This window comes from Rhodobium gokarnense (assembly GCF_025961475.1).
In the GTDB taxonomy this organism is placed as follows: domain Bacteria; phylum Pseudomonadota; class Alphaproteobacteria; order Rhizobiales; family Rhodobiaceae; genus Rhodobium; species Rhodobium gokarnense.
The window spans coordinates 23968-40589 of the sequence record NZ_JAOQNS010000018.1; the positions used below are offsets into that span (position 1 = coordinate 23968).

The following is a 16622-nucleotide window of genomic DNA, read 5'->3' on the forward strand; positions in this document are numbered from 1 at the left end:
ACAGGTTCCATGGGCGGCGGGTCCACCGCCACCGATCCCGGCGCTTATACTTGGCCGCATGGGGAACGTCAATCGGAACCGGGAAATCCGGCCAAAAAGCACGCGCCGGTCGCCGTTTCGGGCTGTCGGTCCGGGCCCTAGCGATTGCGGAACTGCGGCGAGCGTTTTTCCACGAACGCCTGCATGCCTTCCTTCTGGTCCTCGGTGGCGAACAGGGAATGGAACAGCCGCCGCTCGAAGCGGGTGCCCTCCGCGAGCGTCGTCTCATAGGCCCGGTTGACCGCCTCCTTGGTCATCATCACCGCCGGCAGCGAGAAGTCGGCGATCTTGGCGGCGACCGCCAGGGCGTCGTCGAGCATTTCGTCGAGCGGCAGGACGCGGCTGACGAGGCCGGAGCTTTCCGCCTCCTCGGCCGACATCATGCGGCCGGTGAGGCACATCTCCATCGCCTTCGACTTGCCTACGAAGCGGGTCAGGCGCTGGGTGCCGCCGGCGCCGGGCATGACGCCGAGGGTGATCTCCGGCTGGCCGAACTTGGCGTTTTCCGCGGCGATGATGATGTCGCACATCATGGCGAGCTCGCAGCCGCCGCCGAGCGCGTAGCCGGCGACCGCGGCGATCACCGGCTTCCTGTTGCGCGCCACCCGGTCCCAGGTGGAGATGAAATCGTCCTTGTAGGCGTCCACATAGGTCAGCGACGACATCTCCTTGATGTCGGCGCCGGCGGCGAACGCCTTTTCCGACCCGGTGATGACGACGCAGCCAACCTTCTCGTCGGCGTCGAACGTATCGAGGGCCTTGGTCAGTTCCGCGATCAGCTCCGAATTGAGGGCGTTCATCGCCTTCGGCCGGTGCAGCGTTATGAGCCCGACCTTGCCGCGGGTCTCTACGACGATGTTCTCATAGGCCATGTTTGCTTCCTCTCCGGGGTGCGCGGTTCCGCTTCTGAGTAAAGAGCTATCCGAGCCCGCATCGCGTTGCAACGCCTGCCGCGGGGGCCGGTTCCGCAAATTCGGCTCGGACGCGCGCCGGTCCTCAGCGCTGGCAGGTCGGGCAGAAGAAGCTGGAGCGGCCGGACTGGACGATGCGCCGGACGGTGCCGGTGCAGCCCTCGTGCCGGCAGGGCGTGCCCTCCCGGTCATAGACGGAAAAGGAATGCTGGAAATAGCCGAGCGAGCCGTCGGCATGGACGTAGTCCCTGAGAGATGAGCCGCCCGCGGCAATGGCATCGGCGATGGTCTCGCGGATGGCGACGACCAGCCGCTCGGCCCTGACGCTCGGCGCGCCGGCCTTGGTGGCAAGGCACGAGGCGCTGCGCTTCGGCGACAGGCCCGCTCGCCACAATGCCTCGCACACATAGATATTGCCGAGGCCGGCGATGATGCGCTGGTCGAGGAGGGCGGCCTTGAGGCTCGTCTTGCGGTGCCAGCAGGCCGCCGCCAGCGTTGCCGCGTCCAGCGAATTGCCGGTCGGCTCCGGCCCGAGCCCCGCAAAGAACGGGTGGCGGTGGAGTTCGGCCCGTGGGCAGAGCGTCATGAAGCCGAAGCGGCGCGGGTCGTTATAGATGACGGCGGTGCCGTCCGGCGCCCCCGGCCCGGCGAGATGAAAGACCACATGGTCGTGCGCCGCCGACTTGCTGCGCTCCATGTGAAAGGACCCCGGCAGGAGCGCGGTCTCCGGTGTCTCCACCCGGAACGAGCCGGACATGCCGAGATGCATGATGAGGACGTCTCCCGACGACAGGTCCGCAAGCAGGTATTTCGCCCGCCGGCCGAGGGAAACGATGGCCTGACCCGTCAGCCTGTCGACGAAATCGGTGGGGAACGGAAACCGCAGATCGGGCCGGCGCTGTTCGACGCGGACGATCCGCGCGCCTTCCATCGCCGGCTGCAGCCCGCGCCTCACCGTCTCGACCTCGGGAAGTTCCGGCACGTTTCCTCCGCCTTTCGATTGCCTCGCCGGACGTGTCTAACCCATTCCCGGCTCGCGGCAAATGACCGCCGCTGACAGCGCGCGGCGGGCGATGGCGCTCCGGGATCGCTTCGGCTATGGTCGCGGCGCATTTTGCGAAGGAAGACCCGCCATGACGATCCGCCAGAAAGACGACGCCGGCGACGACACCGCCTTCGGCTACAGGACAGTCGCGCTCGGCGACAAGCAGACCATGGTCGACGACGTGTTCCACAAGGTGGCGCGGCGCTACGACATCATGAACGACGCCATGTCCGGCGGCCTGCACCGGCTCTGGAAGGACGCCTTCATCGCCAAGCTGGCGCCGCCGCGCTCCGGCACAAGGCCCTATGAGGTGCTCGACGTTGCCGGCGGCACCGGCGACATCACCTTCCGGATCCTGAACAAGGCCCATGACCGGGCCAAGGTCACGATTTGCGACATCAACCACGCCATGCTGACCGTCGGCCGCGAGCGCGCCGAGCGGCGCGGCGTCGCTAGCCGCATCGAGTTCGTCCAGGGCAACGCCGAGGACCTGCCGATCGCCTCCGACCGCTTCAACGCCTACACGATCGCCTTCGGCATCCGCAACGTGCCGCGCATCCAGGAGGCCGTGAACGAGGCGTTCCGGGTGCTGAAGCCGGGCGGCCGCTTCATGTGCCTGGAATTCTCGCAGATGGACCTGCCGCTCGCCGACAAGCTCTACGACCTTTATTCCTTCAACGTCATCCCGGCGATCGGCAAGGTCATTGCCGGCGACGCCGAGCCCTACCGCTATCTGGTGGAATCGATCCGCGTCTTTCCGCACAAGGCCCGCTTTGCCAAGATGATCAGCGACGCCGGCTTTTCGCGCGTCGACGTCACGCCGCTCGCCGGCGGCGCCGTCGCCATCCATTCCGGCTGGAAGCTCTAGACACTCAAGAGACCCCAAGAAAAAAGAAACGGCGCATTCCCCCGATGGGCTTCAATATCGTCACCTTCGCGCGGCTCTGCCGCTCCGGCTGGACCTTCGTGCGCGAGGGCGTTCCCAATCTGCTGGCCCCGCCCGACCCGCCGCCGGGCCCGGCCTTCGTCCTTCGCGTCCTCAAGGCCTTCGAGCGCCGGCCCGAGCCCGGCGTCGATACCGGCGCGCGGCTCTCCAACGCCCTGCAACGCATGGGGCCGTCCTACATCAAGCTCGGCCAGTTCCTCGCCACCCGCGCCGACGTCGTCGGCCGCGACATGGCGCGCGAGCTCGGCAATCTTCAGGACAGCCTGCCGCCCTTCTCAGAGGACGCCGCCCGCAAGGCCGTGGAGAGTGCCCTCGGCCGTCCCATCGAGGAGATGTTCGAGAGTTTCGGCCCGCCCGTCGCCGCCGCCTCGATCGCACAGGTCCACAAGGCCGAGATGAAAGGCGACGACGGCAGCGTCCGCAGCGTCGCCGTCAAGGTGCTGCGCCCCGGCGTCCAGCACCGCTTCAACCGCGACCTGAAGAGCTTCTACATGGCGGCGCGCCTCATCGAGCGCTTCCACCCGCCGTCCCGGCGCCTGCGCCCCGTTGCCGTCGTCGACACGCTCGCCGCCTCGGTCGAACTGGAGATGGACCTTCGCATGGAGGCCGCTGCGCTCTCCGAGATGGGCGAGAACACGGCGAACGATCCGGGCTTCCGGGTGCCGAACGTGGAATGGCAGCACATCGCCAAGAACGTCCTGGTGCTGGAATGGATCGACGGCATCAAGCTGTGGAAGCATGAGGACCTCGCCGCGGCCGGCCATGACCTGCCGGCGATCGGCGCCAACGTCATCCAGTCGTTCCTGCGCCATGCCATCCGCGACGGCTTCTTCCATGCCGACATGCATCCCGGAAACCTCTTCGTGGAACCCGACGGCACGCTGGTCGCCGTCGATCTCGGCATCATGGGCCGGCTGACCAAGGCGGAGCGGAAGTTCCTCGCCGAGATCCTGTTCGGCTTCATCCGCCGCGATTACCTGCGCGTCTCAAGGCTCCATTTCGATGCCGGCTACGTGCCGCCCGACAAGGACGTGGAACTGTTCGCCCAGTCGCTCCGGGCGATCGGCGAGCCGATCCACGGCCAGTCCGCCTCCGACATTTCCATGGCAAAGCTCCTCACCCAGCTTTTCGAGAACACCGAGCGCTTCGGCATGGAGACCCGCACCGAGCTGATCCTGTTGCAGAAGACCATGGTCGTGGTCGAGGGCGTCGGCCGCTCCCTCGACGAGGAGTTCGACATGTGGCGGGTGTCGGAACCGGTGGTCCGCGACTGGATAGAAAAGAATCTCGGTCCCGCCGGCGTCCTGCGCGATACCGCCGACGGCATCGGCACCATCGGCCGCCTGGTGCGCGAACTGCCGATGCTGGCCGAACGCGCCGAGACCCTGTCGAACGAGATCCAGGAGATGGGCCGCAACGGCCTGCGCTTCGATGCGGCGACGGCAGACGCCATCGGCCGGGCCGAGGCGCGCCATACAAGGTCGGGGCGAATCGCGCTCTGGATCGGCGCCGTATCGCTCGCGGCCATTGCCTTGAAGATGGTGCTTTAACCGGAGACCGGCGTCACCCGCCGAAGCGTCAGGTTGATCCGCCCGCCCTCCGGGAAAAGGTCGCCATAGGGCGTCAGCAGCCGCGATGTCCCCGGATAGAGCCGGTCGATGCCGTGATAGGCGCGCCGGGTCTCCCCGGTCAAAAGCATGATGTCGCCGGAGGACAGCCGGAACGAGCGCGTCGGGTCCCTGCGCCGCGTCCCGCCAACGCGGAAGAGGGCCGTATCGCCGAGCGAGACCGAGAGCACCGGGGCGGAAAAATCCTCCTCGTCGGCATCCACATGGAGCCCCATCCGCGCGCCGGGCCGGTAATAGTTGACGAGGCAGGCCTCCGGCGGTCCCGGATAGCCGGAAAGGGCGTTCCAGATTTCAAGCAGGCGCTCCGGCATTGCCGGCCACGGAGCGCCCGTTTCCGGGTGTGTCGGCTGGTAGCGGTAGCCGGCCCGATCCGAGACCCAGCCGAGCGGCCCGCAATTGGTCATGACGACGGAGAACGGCTTGCCCGTGCGCGGCATGCGCGGCGTGAAGAACGGCGCGGCCGAAATCGCCGCGACGATCTCCGAAAGAAGCTCCGCCTGGTCGGCGGGGTCAAGGTATCCGGGCTTTACCTGCATGGACCGGATATGCTCTTGATGGGGTGCCCGTTTCAAGGGGCCGGCGGCGGCAAGGCCGTGGCGACCGGCGGCAGCGCATCAGGAGAGACAGACCTTGATCCCGATCATCACGCCGATTTTCGCCGGCATTGCCGCGTTCATGCTGATCTGGTTCAGCTTCCGCGTCGTCGCGCTGCGCCGTGACAAGAAGATTCTCTCCGGCGACGGCGGCGATGTCGAAATGCGCCGCGCCATCCGCGTCCAGGGCAATTTCGTCGAATATGTGCCGCTGACCCTCGTCCTCATGGGCTTTGCCGAGATGCAGGGCGCCAATCGCGGCGTCATCGTGCTGGTCGGCTGCGCCCTCATCGCCGGCCGGGTGCTCCACGCCCTCGGCATTTCCCGCGACCCGGAGCAGTTCACCTTCCGGGTGCGCGGCATGTTCTTCACCTTCACCGCGCTCGCGATCGCCGCCGTGCTGTCGATCGGCCAGTCGGTCTGGGTTCTGCTGCAGCGCTAAAAAACGCCGTCTTCGGGCCGTACACCGCGCCACCGACGGGCCGGCCGCAACCCGTGCCGGCGCGAAACCCTCAATTTGTCCAAGAAAGATCGCCCGATGATCCGTACCCTGTCTTTCGCCCTTGCCGCATTGGCGCTCCTTGCCGCCGGCGCGGCCGATGCCCAGCCGCTGCGCGCCCGCATGTGGGAAACGCCGCTCGGCCCCCAGTGCCATCTCGCCAAGGCCGCGGCCACCGGCAGCAATGCCGAACTGCTTGCCGCCATCGAGGACCTGATGACCGGCGGCGGCTCCAAGGAGGACCTGGAGCGCGCCAAGCAGCCGCTGCTGCGCCTGTTCCAGTCGCGCCGCCCGGCCGGCGCCAACGTCTACGAGCTCTATTCCTTCTCCGAGGACCTCACCGACACCCTCGTCATCGTCCGCTTCAGCGACGGCGTGCGCCTGTTCGTGCATATTTCCGTTGCCAAGGCCCGCGACGGCTGGGGCATCATGGGCCTCGTCTACAACGTCAATTGGGAAACCATCCGCCCGCGCCTTATCTTACCCCAAAGCCGGCTCGAACCGTCCAAGTGTCCGTAACGCTCCGGCCGGGCGAAAAGGACGGCGGCCGGTCAATGAAAACCAGAACCGACCAGAAGGAACCGACCAGATGAAGAAACGCCTTTCGGCCCTTGCCGCCGCCGCCTTCCTTGCCGTCTCCGCGGCGCCTGCCGCCGCTGCGCCGCTTGACGAAAGCTGCGCGCTCGTCGATGCCCTCGTTGCCGGCGGTGGTGCCGGCGGCGTCCGCCAGCTCTCCGAGATGGCGCGGAGCTGGAACGAGGCCGACCGGGCAAAGCTGGAACCGCTGATGCTGCCGGTGCTGGCAAAGTTCAACTATGCCCGCGGCGAGGTCTATTCCATCGCCGCCCTCGGCGATTCGCTGCAGGAGCACCTCATCGTCATGAACCTCGCCAGCAGCGGCTCGGTCTATATGCGCGTGCTTTACGAGGGCAACGGATCGGGGATTTCCTTCATCAATGTCGACTTCGAGGCCAAATTCCACGACATCCTGAAGAAGCCGGTCCTGATGGAACCGGTGGAGCTGCCCTGCAACTGATCGGGCACCGAGCAGACCGGCGCGCGCCATGCCCCGCGCCGGCCATCCGGCCGCGCTCCCGAAAGGCCCCGGCTTGCGAGGTCGCGGCGCACTCCTTATATACGCCACGAAATTGGCCGGACACGGATCCGGCACTTGCATTTGAACATGGGGATCGGCCGGAGCCGATAGGTTCCGGCGATGAGCGGACGCCTCGTTGAGGGTCCGACCGGTCTGCCGAAAGGAGAAGCAAATGGGTAAGGTCATCGGTATCGACCTCGGTACCACCAACTCGTGCGTCGCCGTCATGGACGGCAAGGAAGCCAAGGTCATCGAGAACGCCGAGGGTGCGCGCACGACGCCCTCCATGGTCGCCTTCACCGACGACGGCGAGCGGCTCGTCGGCCAGCCGGCCAAGCGCCAGGCGGTCACCAATCCGGAAGACACGCTGTTCGCCATCAAGCGCCTCATCGGCCGCCCGTTCAACGACCCGACGACCAAGAAGGACATCTCCATGGTGCCCTACAAGATCGTCGGCGCCGACAACGGCGACGCCTGGGTCGAGGCCAGCGGCAAGAAATATTCGCCCTCGCAGATTTCCGCCTTCATCCTGCAGAAGATGAAGGAAACCGCGGAATCCTATCTCGGCGAGAAGGTCGAGCAGGCGGTCATCACCGTGCCGGCCTACTTCAACGACGCCCAGCGACAGGCCACCAAGGACGCCGGCAAGATCGCCGGCCTGGAAGTGCTGCGCATCATCAACGAGCCGACCGCGGCGGCCCTCGCCTACGGCCTCGACAAGAACGACGGCAAGACGATCGCGGTCTACGACCTCGGCGGCGGCACCTTCGACGTCTCCGTCCTTGAGATCGGCGACGGCGTCTTTGAGGTGAAGTCGACCAACGGCGACACCTTCCTCGGCGGCGAGGACTTCGACCTGCGCCTCGTGGAATACCTCGCCGACGAGTTCAAGAAGGAGCAGGGCATCGACCTGCGCAACGACAAGCTCGCCCTTCAGCGCCTGAAGGAAGCGGCCGAGAAGGCCAAGATCGAGCTGTCCTCGACCCAGCAGACCGAGATCAACCTGCCCTTCATCACCGCGGACCAGTCCGGTCCCAAGCACATGACCATGAAGCTGACCCGCGCCAAGTTCGAGGCCCTGGTCGACGATCTGGTGCAGCGGACCATCGCCCCGTGCAAGGCGGCGCTGAAGGATGCCGGCCTGTCCGCCGGCGAGATCGACGAGGTGGTCCTGGTCGGCGGCATGACCCGCATGCCGAAGGTCCAGGAAATGGTGAAGCAGTTCTTCGGCAAGGAGCCGCACAAGGGCGTCAACCCGGACGAGGTGGTCGCCATCGGCGCCGCCATCCAGGCCGGCGTGCTGCAGGGCGACGTCAAGGACGTGCTGCTGCTCGACGTCACGCCGCTGTCCCTCGGCATCGAGACGCTCGGCGGCGTCTTCACCCGGCTGATCGACCGCAACACCACGATCCCGACCAAGAAGAGCCAGGTCTTCTCCACGGCGGAGGACAACCAGACCGCCGTGACGATCCGGGTCTTCCAGGGCGAGCGCGAGATGGCCGCGGACAACAAGATCCTCGGCCAGTTCGACCTCGTCGGCATTCCGCCGGCACCGCGCGGCGTGCCCCAGGTCGAGGTCACCTTCGACATCGACGCCAACGGCATCGTCAACGTCTCGGCCAAGGACAAGGGCACCGGCAAGGAGCAGCAGATCCGCATCCAGGCCTCCGGTGGCCTTTCCGACAGCGACATCGAGCAGATGGTCAAGGACGCGGAGTCCCACGCCGAGGAAGACAAGAAGCGGCGCGAGGTGGCGGATGCCCGCAACCACGCCGAATCGCTCGTCCACTCGACCGAGAAGTCGCTGGCCGAATACGGTGACAAGGTCTCCGAGGCCGACAAGTCGGCGATCGAGGCGGCCGTTGCCGAAACCAAGTCGGCGCTGGAAGGCGACGATGCGGAACGCATCAAGTCCGCCACCCAGGCGCTTGCCACCGCGGCCATGAAGCTCGGCGAGGCCATGTACCAGGCCAGCCAGGGCGACGAGGCCGGTGACGGCGCCGGCGCCGAAGGTGGCGCCGAGGGCCAGGACGACGTCGTCGACGCCGACTTCGAGGAAGTCCAGGACGACGATTCCAAGAAGTCCGCCTGACCGCCCGGCGGTCGCCAAGCGGACCCCGTGACGACATCGCACCTGCCCGCCCGCCTTTTCCGGCCGGCGGGCAGGTGTTCTGCGAAGATACCCGGTAAACCGGCCGGGAGGGACGGCCCGCCCGACGAAGGGCGTCGGCGGTGCGTCAGGGGACCTGCGGCCGCGTGCTCTTGCTTGGCCCGATATGGCCTGACCGTTATAGTCGCTCGCGAACCGGGGCCCGCCCGGGCCGAAATGCACCCGACGAGCGCCGGAAGACAAAGACATAGATGAGCAAGCGAGATTATTACGACGTTCTTGGTGTCTCCCGCGGTGCCGACGACAAGGAGCTGAAGAGCGCCTTTCGCAAGCTCGCGATGAAGTTCCATCCCGACCGCAATCCCGGGGATGACGACGCCGAGCACCGTTTCAAGGAAATCAACGAGGCCTACGAGATCCTCAAGGATCCGGACCGCCGCGCCGCCTATGACCGCTACGGCCATGCCGCCTTCGAGGGCGGGGCCGGGCCGGGCGGGGCCGGCTTCGGCAACGATTTCGCCTCGGCCATGTCCGACATCTTCGACGAGTTCTTCGGCATGGGCGGCCGGCGCGGCCGCTCGTCCTCGGCCAGAGGCGCGGACCTGCGCTACAATCTGGAAGTCACCCTGGAAGAGGCCTTTGCCGGCAAGACGGTGGAGATCCGGGTTCCGACCACGGTGAGCTGCGAGACCTGTTCGGGCTCCGGCGCCAAGCCCGGCACCAGCCCTTCGACCTGCCAGACCTGCGGCGGCACCGGCCGCGTGCGCGCCACCCAGGGCTTCTTCACCCTGGAGCGCACCTGCGCCTCCTGCCAGGGCCGCGGCGAGGTGATTTCCGACCCCTGCAAGACCTGCGGCGGCGCCGGCCGCGTCAGCCAGGAGCGCGCGCTGACCGTCAACATTCCCGCCGGCATCGAGGACGGCACCCGCATCCGGCTCGCCGGCGAGGGCGAGGCGGGCGTGCGCGGCGGGCCGCCGGGCGATCTCTACATCTTCCTGTCGATCCAGCCGCACCCGTTCTTCCAGCGCGACGGCGCCGACATCTTCTGCCGGGTGCCGATCTCCATGGTCACCGCCGCCCTTGGCGGCCAGATCGAGGTGCCGGTGATCGACGGCTCCAAGAGCCGCGTCAAGGTTCCCGACGGCACCCAGACCGGCAAGCAGTTCCGCCTGAAGTCCAAGGGCATGCCGGTGATGCGCTCCAGCCAGCTCGGCGACATGTACATCCAGGTCGTCGTCGAGACGCCGCGCAATCTGAGCCGGCGCCAGCGTGAGTTGCTCGAAGAATTCGACAAGGAATCCTCCGACGGCAACCACCCGGACTCGGAGGGCTTCTTCTCCAAGGTCAAGGACTTCTTCGACAATCTGGGGACATAGAACCGCCCAGATTTGCCCCGAAATTTGCTTCGAAGAATTGCGTCGAAAGATCGCATGCCGATCCTTTTGCGAAGGGCCGATTCGCCGCCGCGGCGGACCGGCGCCGGACGCCACAAAGACAACCGCTAAAAGGGCTTCAGGATGGAACCAGCACCCCAGACATCGCGACGCCGCATTGCCGGCCGGGTCTCGTCGAAGATCCTCGACGAGATGCGGTTCTTCCGCTCCTGGGTCGAAAGCCCCTTGAAGACCGGCGCCGTTAGCCCCTCCGGCCCGGCCCTTGCCGCGATGATGGCCCGCCATGCCGAGCCCGACCGGGAAGGCCCGATCGTCGAACTCGGCCCCGGCACCGGCGTCGTCACCGCCGCCCTTGCCAAGCGCGGCATTCCGCTGCGCCGGCTGGTGCTGGTGGAGTTCAATCCGGCCTTCTGCAAGCTCCTGAAGAAGCGCTTTCCGGGCGCCACGGTGATCGAGGGCGACGCCTATGCGCTGGGCGACACGCTGAAGGCCGCCCTCGGCGATCGCGCCGAGAAGCCGCTCGCCAGCATCGTTTCTAGCCTGCCGCTGTTCTCCCGTCCGCCCGCCGCCCGCCGCGACATGGTCGATGTCGGCCTCAAGCTGCTCGCCCCCGGCGCGCCCTTCGTCCAGTTCTCCTACGCCCTGGTGCCGCCGGTGCCGCCCGAGCACGGCCGTTTCGGCGTCGACAAATCGAGCTGGATCGTCAACAATTTCCCGCCGGCAAGGGTCTGGATCTACCGCCGCAGCGACGCTCCCGCGGCCTGAGACACCGTCCGCCCGGCGACCTTCACCTGACGAGGAAGCCGGCACCGTGGCACATCCGAAAGTCCTTCTCCTCTCCGGCTCGACCCGCAGCGGCTCCTACAATACGAGGCTGGTCGAGCTCGCCATGAAACGGCTGGCCGAGCGCGACGCCGAACCGACCCGCATCTCCCTCGCCGACTATCCGCTGCCGATCTACAACGCCGACCTGGAAGCCCGCGGCGCGCCGGAAGAAGCCGTGCGCCTCCACCGCCTGTTCCTCGCCCACCAGGGCATCTTCCTCGCCAGCCCGGAATACAATGCCGGCGTCTCGCCGCTCCTGAAGAACACGATCGACTGGATCAGCAAGGTCAGCGACGACAAGCACCCCCCGCTCGCCGCCTACCACAACCGCATCTTCGCCGTCTCCGCCGCCTCGCAGGACACCCATGGCGGCGTCCGCGGCCTGATCTCCTTGCGCCAAATCCTCGAAATCGGCCTCGGCGCCCTCGTCATCCCCGAACAGGTCGCCGTCCCCCGCGCCGCCGAGGCCTTCACCCCCGACGGCGAACTCACGGACGAACAGGCCGCCGGCTTCTTCGATGCGATGGTCAAACGCCTCGTCGACGAGGCGAGGCGCTATGCCGCGCCCTGAGCGGTAATGCGGCGCTGCCGGCACCGGGCCGCCGCCTACCGTAGCGTCATCCTCCTCGCAAAAATTTGCATCCGCCCCCGCGCTGCCTAAATAAGGGCGGCGCGCATCGCGATTCGGTGGGCGCCCCGCGCCGGCTGCGACCGGCGTTCGAAGCGATTTCTTTTTTCGAGTGAAAGCCTTCCCCATGCCGCTTTTGATCGTTGCCACCGTCAACGCGATCGCCGCGCTCCTTGCCCATGCGATCGCCGGCCGCAAGGGCCGCAACGCCGACGGCTGGACGTTCGCGACGGCGCTGTTTTTTCCAGCGCTGCTGTTGCTTCTGGTCCTGCCGCAAAAGCCGGCCGTGGACGAGGAGGCCGAAGACCTTGCCCTGGAGGGCGGAGCATGACCCATTTCCAATCTTCGCGTGACGCCGGCGATCCGACCGGCTGGCGCGGCACCACCATTCTCACCGTGCGCAAGGGCGGCCGCGTCGTCGTTGCCGGCGACGGCCAGGTCAGCCTCGGCCAGACGGTCATCAAGCACACGGCCAAGAAAGTCCGCCCGCTTGCCAAGGGCTCGGTGATCTCCGGCTTTGCCGGCGCGACGGCCGATGCCTTCACCCTGTTCGAGCGGCTGGAAGCCAAGCTGGAACAGTATCCCGAGCAGCTCATGCGCGCGGCCGTGGAGCTCGCCAAGGACTGGCGCACCGACCGCTATCTGCGGCGGCTGGAAGCGATGATGATCGTCGCCGACAAGTCGACCACCCTGGTGCTGACCGGCACCGGCGACGTGCTGGAGCCGGAGGACGGCGTCATGGGCATCGGTTCCGGCGGCAACTACGCGCTCGCCGCCGCCCGCGCGCTCATGGACACCGGTGAGGACGCCGAGGCGATCGCCCGCAAGGCGATGGCGATCGCAGCAGAGATCTGCGTCTACACCAACGACCGGCTGGTCGTGGAAAGCCTTGATGCGGAATAAAGCGCCCGTCGCCGCGACGGTGCCCGCAAGCAGATAACGGAACAGGTATGACCGATTTTTCCCCGCGCGAGATCGTTTCCGAACTCGATCGCTACATCGTCGGCCAGAAGGACGCCAAGCGCGCCGTGGCCATTGCACTCCGCAACCGCTGGCGCCGCCAGCGCCTGGAAGGTCCGATGAAGGAGGAGGTTCTGCCCAAGAACATCCTGATGATTGGCCCCACCGGCGTCGGCAAGACCGAGATCTCCCGGCGCCTTGCCCGCCTGGCCGGCGCCCCGTTCATGAAGGTCGAGGCGACCAAGTTCACCGAGGTCGGCTATGTCGGCCGCGACGTGGAGAGCATCGTGCGCGATCTCGTCGAGGTCGGCATCGGGCTGGTGCGCGAGGCCAAGCGCAAGGGCGTGCACGCCAAGGCCCATCTGCAGGCCGAGGAGCGGGTCGTCGATGCCCTGGTCGGCCAGAACGCCAGCCAGTCGACCCGCGATGCGTTCCGCACCAAGCTGCGCAATGGCGAGTTCGACGAGAAGGAAATCGAGATCGAGATCGCCGCGCCCGCCCAGATGCCGTCCTTCGACATGCCCGGCATGCCGGGAGCCAGCATCGGCGTCATGAACCTCAACGACATCTTCGGCAAGGCCTTCGGCGGCCAGCGCAAGACCGTGCGCACGACGGTGCGCGAAAGCTACGAGCTCCTGATCGCCGAGGAATCGGACAAGCTGCTCGACGACGACCAGGTCGTCCAGGAGGCGATCCGCGCCGTGGAGAACGACGGCATCGTGTTCCTCGACGAGATCGACAAGATCAGCGCCCGCGAGGGCCGCTCCGGCGCCGACGTTAGCCGCGAGGGCGTCCAGCGCGACCTGCTGCCGCTGATCGAGGGCACCACCGTCTCCACCAAGCACGGCCCGGTCAAGACCGACCACATCCTGTTTATCGCCTCCGGTGCCTTCCACGTCTCCAGCCCGGCCGACCTGCTGCCGGAGCTGCAGGGCCGGCTGCCGATCCGCGTCGAGCTGAAGCCGCTCGGCAAGGACGATTTCCGCCGCATCCTGACGGAGACCGAGGCCTGCCTGATCAAGCAGTACATCGCCCTGATGCAGACCGAGGAGCTGGAGCTGGAATTCACCGACGAGGCCATCGACGAGATCGCGACGATCGCCGTCGACATCAACTCCACGGTGGAGAATATCGGCGCAAGGCGCCTGCAGACGGTGATGGAGCGGGTGCTCGACGAGATCTCGTTCACCGCGCCGGACAAGGCCGGCCAGACGGTGACCATCGACGCGGACTTCGTGCGCGACAATGTCAGCGACCTTGCCAAGAACGCCGACCTGTCGCGCTTCATCCTCTGATCCCGAGTTATCCGGCGTATACGTCGCGGCCGGTCCCGGGAGTTTTCCTCGGGCCGGCCGAAAAAATCCATATTTTGTGTAGGAGATTGTGGCGCGGAAGCCGCAAAAGGCCGGTTTCTGTCGTTTTCCTGCAAATGACGCTGGCCCGCTGGCGCGGCAGCGATTATGTCAACGGCCATCCGTTCGAATCGCATGCCGGGGCCGCTGGAAGGGCAACGACAGTCGACCATGCTAGCTGCCAGTTACGCACGCTGCCGTAATGCAATTGCCGCGCCTGCCGGTCTCCGCCGGCCGGCCGCGCAGGGTGTCGTCGCGGCCGCGCTCCTTGCCCTCCTCATCGGCCTTCTGACCGCGCCCGCGCCGCTCGCCGCCGCCGGCATTGCCAAGGTGATCCCCGTCCCGCCCGGCAACCGGATGACGGTGCAGCCCGAAGTGCCCGTGGTCGCGCGCAACCGCACCCGCGAGACCAAGGACACCTTCGAGGGCAAGTACCGGGCGGTCTATGATGCGCTTGAGGACGATCGGGGTCTCATCGAGAAGATCGAGGAAGTGGCGGCGATCTACGACATCGATCCGCTGCACATGATCGGCGCCATCGTCGGCGAGCACACCTACAACGTCAACGCCATCGATACGCTCCAGACCTATTACCTGAAGGCGCTGGAATATGCCGGCACGCGCATCGTCTTTGCCCATGACGGCGAGACCGTGATGGAGTTCGTCGAGCGTCCGGAATTCGACCACTGCAAGACGCTGGAGACCAGCAACCGGCTGTGGAGCTGCCGCGAGTCGGTCTGGGAAAACCGCTTCCGCGGCCGCATCGTCGACGGCACGCGCTACGACAATGTGCGCTTCGGGCGGGCGTTCTTCCAGCCGCTGTTCGCCGGCCAGACCTTCGGCCTCGGCCAGCTCAATCCGCTGACCGCCCTGAAGATGAACGACACCGTGGTGAAGATCGGCGGCCTCGACCGGCTCGATCCGGAAAATGCCCCGGAGGTCTATCGCGCGATCATGGATCCGGACACCTCGCTCCACTATGTGGCCGCGGTGATCAAGGTTTCCATCGACTCCTACCGCGAGATCGCCCGCTTCGACATTTCCGGCAATCCTGGCCTGACCGCCACGCTCTACAATGTCGGCAACGCCCCGGAACGGGCCGAGAAGCTGCGCCGGATCAACGCCCGCCGCGCCAAGGACGGCCGCCGGCCGGTATTCCCGGTGGAGAACTACTACGGCTGGTTGGTCAACGAAAAACTCGACGAACTGCGCAAGCTCCTGTAAATCGGTCTGCCGCGGCGGCTCGGGGGACCCAAAGCGCTTTGGCGTCTCCGCCTTGCCGTGCCCGTTAATGAATGGCAGCATGAGCGCATGATCGAGAGACGCATCCAGGACGAAGGCCACAAGCGCAAATTCATGGTCGTGCTTGACGACACGCCGGAATGCGACCGCGCGGTGATGTTCGCGGCCAAGCGCGCCGAGCACACCGGCGGGTCGATGCTCATGCTCTATGTCATCGTCCCCGGCGACTTCCAGCACTGGCTGGGGGTCGAAAAGGTGATGCGGGCCGAGGCCCAGGACGAGGCCGAGGAGGTCATGTCCCGCTATGTCGACCGGGTCCGCGCCACGGCCAGCGTCGAGCCGGAACAGGTCATCCGCGAGGGCGTGAAGTCGGAAGAGATCCTGAAGCTGATCGAGGAGGACGAGGACATCGCCATCCTCGTTCTGGCCGCCGGCACCGACAAGGAAGGCCCGGGTCCGCTGGTCACCTCGTTCGTCACCCGCGGCGGCGGCTCGTTCCCGATTCCGCTGACGATCGTCCCCGGCACGCTCACCGACGAGGAAATCGTCGCCCTCGCCTGATCCCGGCGCGCGGGACAAAACACCCGCTGTGCACGCACTGTGCACCGCGTTGCCACCTTGATGTCCGGCGCAAAATCTCTAATTCCATATCCAAGGTAAGCAATGTTTGCGGGCCCGACGGCCGCAGGGGAAGACCGAAGATGTTCATTCAGACCGAAGCCACACCCAATCCGGCGACCCTCAAATTCCTCCCGGGCAAGCCGGTTCTTGCCGAAGGCACGCGTGATTTCCGCAAGGATGCCGACGCCTCGGCCTCGCCCCTGGCGATGCGCCTGTTCGGCATTCCCGGCGTCACCGGCGTCTTCTTCGGCACCGACTTCATCTCCGTCACCAAGCAGGACGGCGACTGGCAGCACCTGAAGCCGGCCGTGCTCGGCGCCATCATGGAGCACTTCGTGACCGGTGAGCCGGTGATGGCCGAAGACACTGGCGCCGGCGGCACGGGCGAGGAGTTCTACGGCGACCGTGACGCCGACACCGTCGGCATGATCAAGGAGCTGCTGGAGACGCGCGTGCGCCCGGCCGTTGCCCAGGACGGCGGCGATATCACCTTCAAGGGCTATGACGAAGGCATCGTCTACCTGTCGATGCGCGGCGCCTGCGCCGGCTGCCCGTCCTCCACGGCAACCCTGAAGCACGGCATCGAGAATCTCCTGAAGCACTTCGTGCCGGAAGTCGTCGAAGTCCGCCAGATCTGACCGCCTTGCCCGGCGCATCGGGCCGGGCAGGCGTCCCACCGAATCGTAAAGGCTTACCGGCGGGTGCTTGCATCGCCCGTCGGCTTCCGCTTTCC

At 66.6% G+C, this 16622-nt stretch carries 18 protein-coding genes; 15 read left to right on the forward strand and 3 right to left on the reverse strand.

Annotation, left to right across the window (positions count from 1 at the left end; all coding sequences use genetic code 11):
• Positions 1–137 precede the first annotated feature (137 nt).
• Both M2319_RS22070 and mutM read right to left on the reverse strand, forming a co-directional pair.
• Complete coding sequence (locus tag M2319_RS22070; RefSeq protein WP_264603641.1) at positions 138–911, reverse strand: enoyl-CoA hydratase; 774 nt, start codon at positions 909–911, stop codon at positions 138–140.
• Positions 912–1035: 124 nt separating this feature from the next.
• Complete coding sequence (gene mutM, locus M2319_RS22075) at positions 1036–1932, reverse strand: bifunctional DNA-formamidopyrimidine glycosylase/DNA-(apurinic or apyrimidinic site) lyase (RefSeq protein WP_264603642.1); 897 nt, start codon at positions 1930–1932, stop codon at positions 1036–1038.
• A 151-nt stretch (positions 1933–2083) separates the two neighbouring features.
• Between mutM and ubiE the strand changes: the two genes are divergently transcribed.
• Together ubiE and ubiB are read left to right on the forward strand one after the other, a co-directional pair.
• Complete coding sequence (ubiE, locus tag M2319_RS22080; RefSeq protein WP_264603643.1) at positions 2084–2863, forward strand: bifunctional demethylmenaquinone methyltransferase/2-methoxy-6-polyprenyl-1,4-benzoquinol methylase UbiE; 780 nt, start codon at positions 2084–2086, stop codon at positions 2861–2863.
• Positions 2864–2907: 44 nt separating this feature from the next.
• Positions 2908–4491, forward strand: coding sequence for a 2-polyprenylphenol 6-hydroxylase (gene ubiB / locus M2319_RS22085; RefSeq protein WP_264603644.1), 1584 nt, complete (start codon positions 2908–2910; stop codon positions 4489–4491).
• Here the strand turns inward: ubiB and M2319_RS22090 are convergent.
• Positions 4488–5105: an alpha-ketoglutarate-dependent dioxygenase AlkB gene (locus M2319_RS22090; protein ID WP_264603645.1), complete on the reverse strand. Its 618-nt coding sequence runs from the start codon at positions 5103–5105 to the stop codon at positions 4488–4490. The two genes, ubiB and M2319_RS22090, sit on opposite strands and share 4 nt — an antisense overlap.
• 94 nt (positions 5106–5199) lie before the next feature.
• Between M2319_RS22090 and M2319_RS22095 the strand changes: the two genes are divergently transcribed.
• The 13 genes from M2319_RS22095 (at position 5200) to M2319_RS22155 (ending at position 16527) form a co-directional block, all read left to right on the forward strand.
• Positions 5200–5604, forward strand: coding sequence for an MAPEG family protein (locus M2319_RS22095; RefSeq protein ID WP_264603646.1), 405 nt, complete (start codon positions 5200–5202; stop codon positions 5602–5604).
• 96 nt (positions 5605–5700) lie between these two features.
• Positions 5701–6180 carry a hypothetical protein gene (locus M2319_RS22100; RefSeq protein ID WP_264603647.1) on the forward strand — a complete coding sequence of 160 codons (480 nt, stop codon included), beginning with the start codon at positions 5701–5703 and terminating at the stop codon, positions 6178–6180.
• Between the two features lie 70 nt (positions 6181–6250).
• Positions 6251–6697 (forward strand): hypothetical protein, encoded by a 447-nt coding sequence (locus tag M2319_RS22105; protein WP_264603648.1) that lies wholly within the window; start codon positions 6251–6253, stop codon positions 6695–6697.
• A gap of 232 nt (positions 6698–6929) precedes the next feature.
• On the forward strand, positions 6930–8849 hold the full coding sequence (dnaK, locus tag M2319_RS22110; protein ID WP_264603649.1) for a molecular chaperone DnaK: 1920 nt from the start codon (positions 6930–6932) through the stop codon (positions 8847–8849).
• Positions 8850–9118: 269 nt separating this feature from the next.
• Positions 9119–10243, forward strand: coding sequence for a molecular chaperone DnaJ (dnaJ, locus tag M2319_RS22115; protein ID WP_264603650.1), 1125 nt, complete (start codon positions 9119–9121; stop codon positions 10241–10243).
• Positions 10244–10384: 141 nt separating this feature from the next.
• A complete protein-coding gene (locus M2319_RS22120; protein WP_264603651.1) occupies positions 10385–11026 on the forward strand; it encodes a class I SAM-dependent methyltransferase in 642 nt (213 codons plus the stop codon).
• 46 nt (positions 11027–11072) lie between these two features.
• Entirely contained in the window at positions 11073–11657 is a 585-nt protein-coding gene (locus tag M2319_RS22125) for an NADPH-dependent FMN reductase (protein ID WP_264603652.1), read from the forward strand.
• Between the two features lie 184 nt (positions 11658–11841).
• Complete coding sequence (locus tag M2319_RS22130; protein ID WP_264603653.1) at positions 11842–12045, forward strand: hypothetical protein; 204 nt, start codon at positions 11842–11844, stop codon at positions 12043–12045.
• Positions 12042–12617, forward strand: a complete 576-nt coding sequence (gene hslV, locus M2319_RS22135) for an ATP-dependent protease subunit HslV (RefSeq protein WP_264603654.1) — start codon at positions 12042–12044, stop codon at positions 12615–12617. The genes M2319_RS22130 and hslV overlap by 4 nt, the downstream gene beginning before the upstream one ends.
• 47 nt (positions 12618–12664) lie before the next feature.
• Positions 12665–13969, forward strand: coding sequence for an ATP-dependent protease ATPase subunit HslU (gene hslU, locus M2319_RS22140; RefSeq protein WP_264603655.1), 1305 nt, complete (start codon positions 12665–12667; stop codon positions 13967–13969).
• A 228-nt stretch (positions 13970–14197) separates the two neighbouring features.
• Complete coding sequence (locus M2319_RS22145; protein ID WP_264603656.1) at positions 14198–15250, forward strand: DUF1402 family protein; 1053 nt, start codon at positions 14198–14200, stop codon at positions 15248–15250.
• Positions 15251–15337: 87 nt separating this feature from the next.
• Positions 15338–15829: a universal stress protein gene (locus tag M2319_RS22150; RefSeq protein ID WP_264603657.1), complete on the forward strand. Its 492-nt coding sequence runs from the start codon at positions 15338–15340 to the stop codon at positions 15827–15829.
• A 140-nt stretch (positions 15830–15969) separates the two neighbouring features.
• The gene (locus M2319_RS22155) at positions 15970–16527 is read left to right on the forward strand and encodes a NifU family protein (RefSeq protein ID WP_264603658.1); all 558 of its coding nucleotides are present in this window, start codon (positions 15970–15972) and stop codon (positions 16525–16527) included.
• The last annotated feature ends 95 nt before the right edge of the window (positions 16528–16622 follow it).

Coding starts and splice junctions, on each gene's coding strand:
- M2319_RS22070 (WP_264603641.1), bottom strand. CDS start 911: ATGGCCTATGAGAACATCGTCGTAGAGACCCGCGGCAAGGTCGGGCTC.
- M2319_RS22090 (WP_264603645.1), bottom strand. CDS start 5,105: ATGCAGGTAAAGCCCGGATACCTTGACCCCGCCGACCAGGCGGAGCTT.
- ubiB (WP_264603644.1), top strand. CDS start 2,908: ATGGGCTTCAATATCGTCACCTTCGCGCGGCTCTGCCGCTCCGGCTGG.
- M2319_RS22155 (WP_264603658.1), top strand. CDS start 15,970: ATGTTCATTCAGACCGAAGCCACACCCAATCCGGCGACCCTCAAATTC.
- M2319_RS22120 (WP_264603651.1), top strand. CDS start 10,385: ATGGAACCAGCACCCCAGACATCGCGACGCCGCATTGCCGGCCGGGTC.
- M2319_RS22150 (WP_264603657.1), top strand. CDS start 15,338: ATGATCGAGAGACGCATCCAGGACGAAGGCCACAAGCGCAAATTCATG.
- M2319_RS22105 (WP_264603648.1), top strand. CDS start 6,251: ATGAAGAAACGCCTTTCGGCCCTTGCCGCCGCCGCCTTCCTTGCCGTC.
- dnaJ (WP_264603650.1), top strand. CDS start 9,119: ATGAGCAAGCGAGATTATTACGACGTTCTTGGTGTCTCCCGCGGTGCC.
- hslU (WP_264603655.1), top strand. CDS start 12,665: ATGACCGATTTTTCCCCGCGCGAGATCGTTTCCGAACTCGATCGCTAC.
- ubiE (WP_264603643.1), top strand. CDS start 2,084: ATGACGATCCGCCAGAAAGACGACGCCGGCGACGACACCGCCTTCGGC.
- hslV (WP_264603654.1), top strand. CDS start 12,042: ATGACCCATTTCCAATCTTCGCGTGACGCCGGCGATCCGACCGGCTGG.
- M2319_RS22130 (WP_264603653.1), top strand. CDS start 11,842: ATGCCGCTTTTGATCGTTGCCACCGTCAACGCGATCGCCGCGCTCCTT.
- M2319_RS22100 (WP_264603647.1), top strand. CDS start 5,701: ATGATCCGTACCCTGTCTTTCGCCCTTGCCGCATTGGCGCTCCTTGCC.
- dnaK (WP_264603649.1), top strand. CDS start 6,930: ATGGGTAAGGTCATCGGTATCGACCTCGGTACCACCAACTCGTGCGTC.
- M2319_RS22145 (WP_264603656.1), top strand. CDS start 14,198: ATGCTAGCTGCCAGTTACGCACGCTGCCGTAATGCAATTGCCGCGCCT.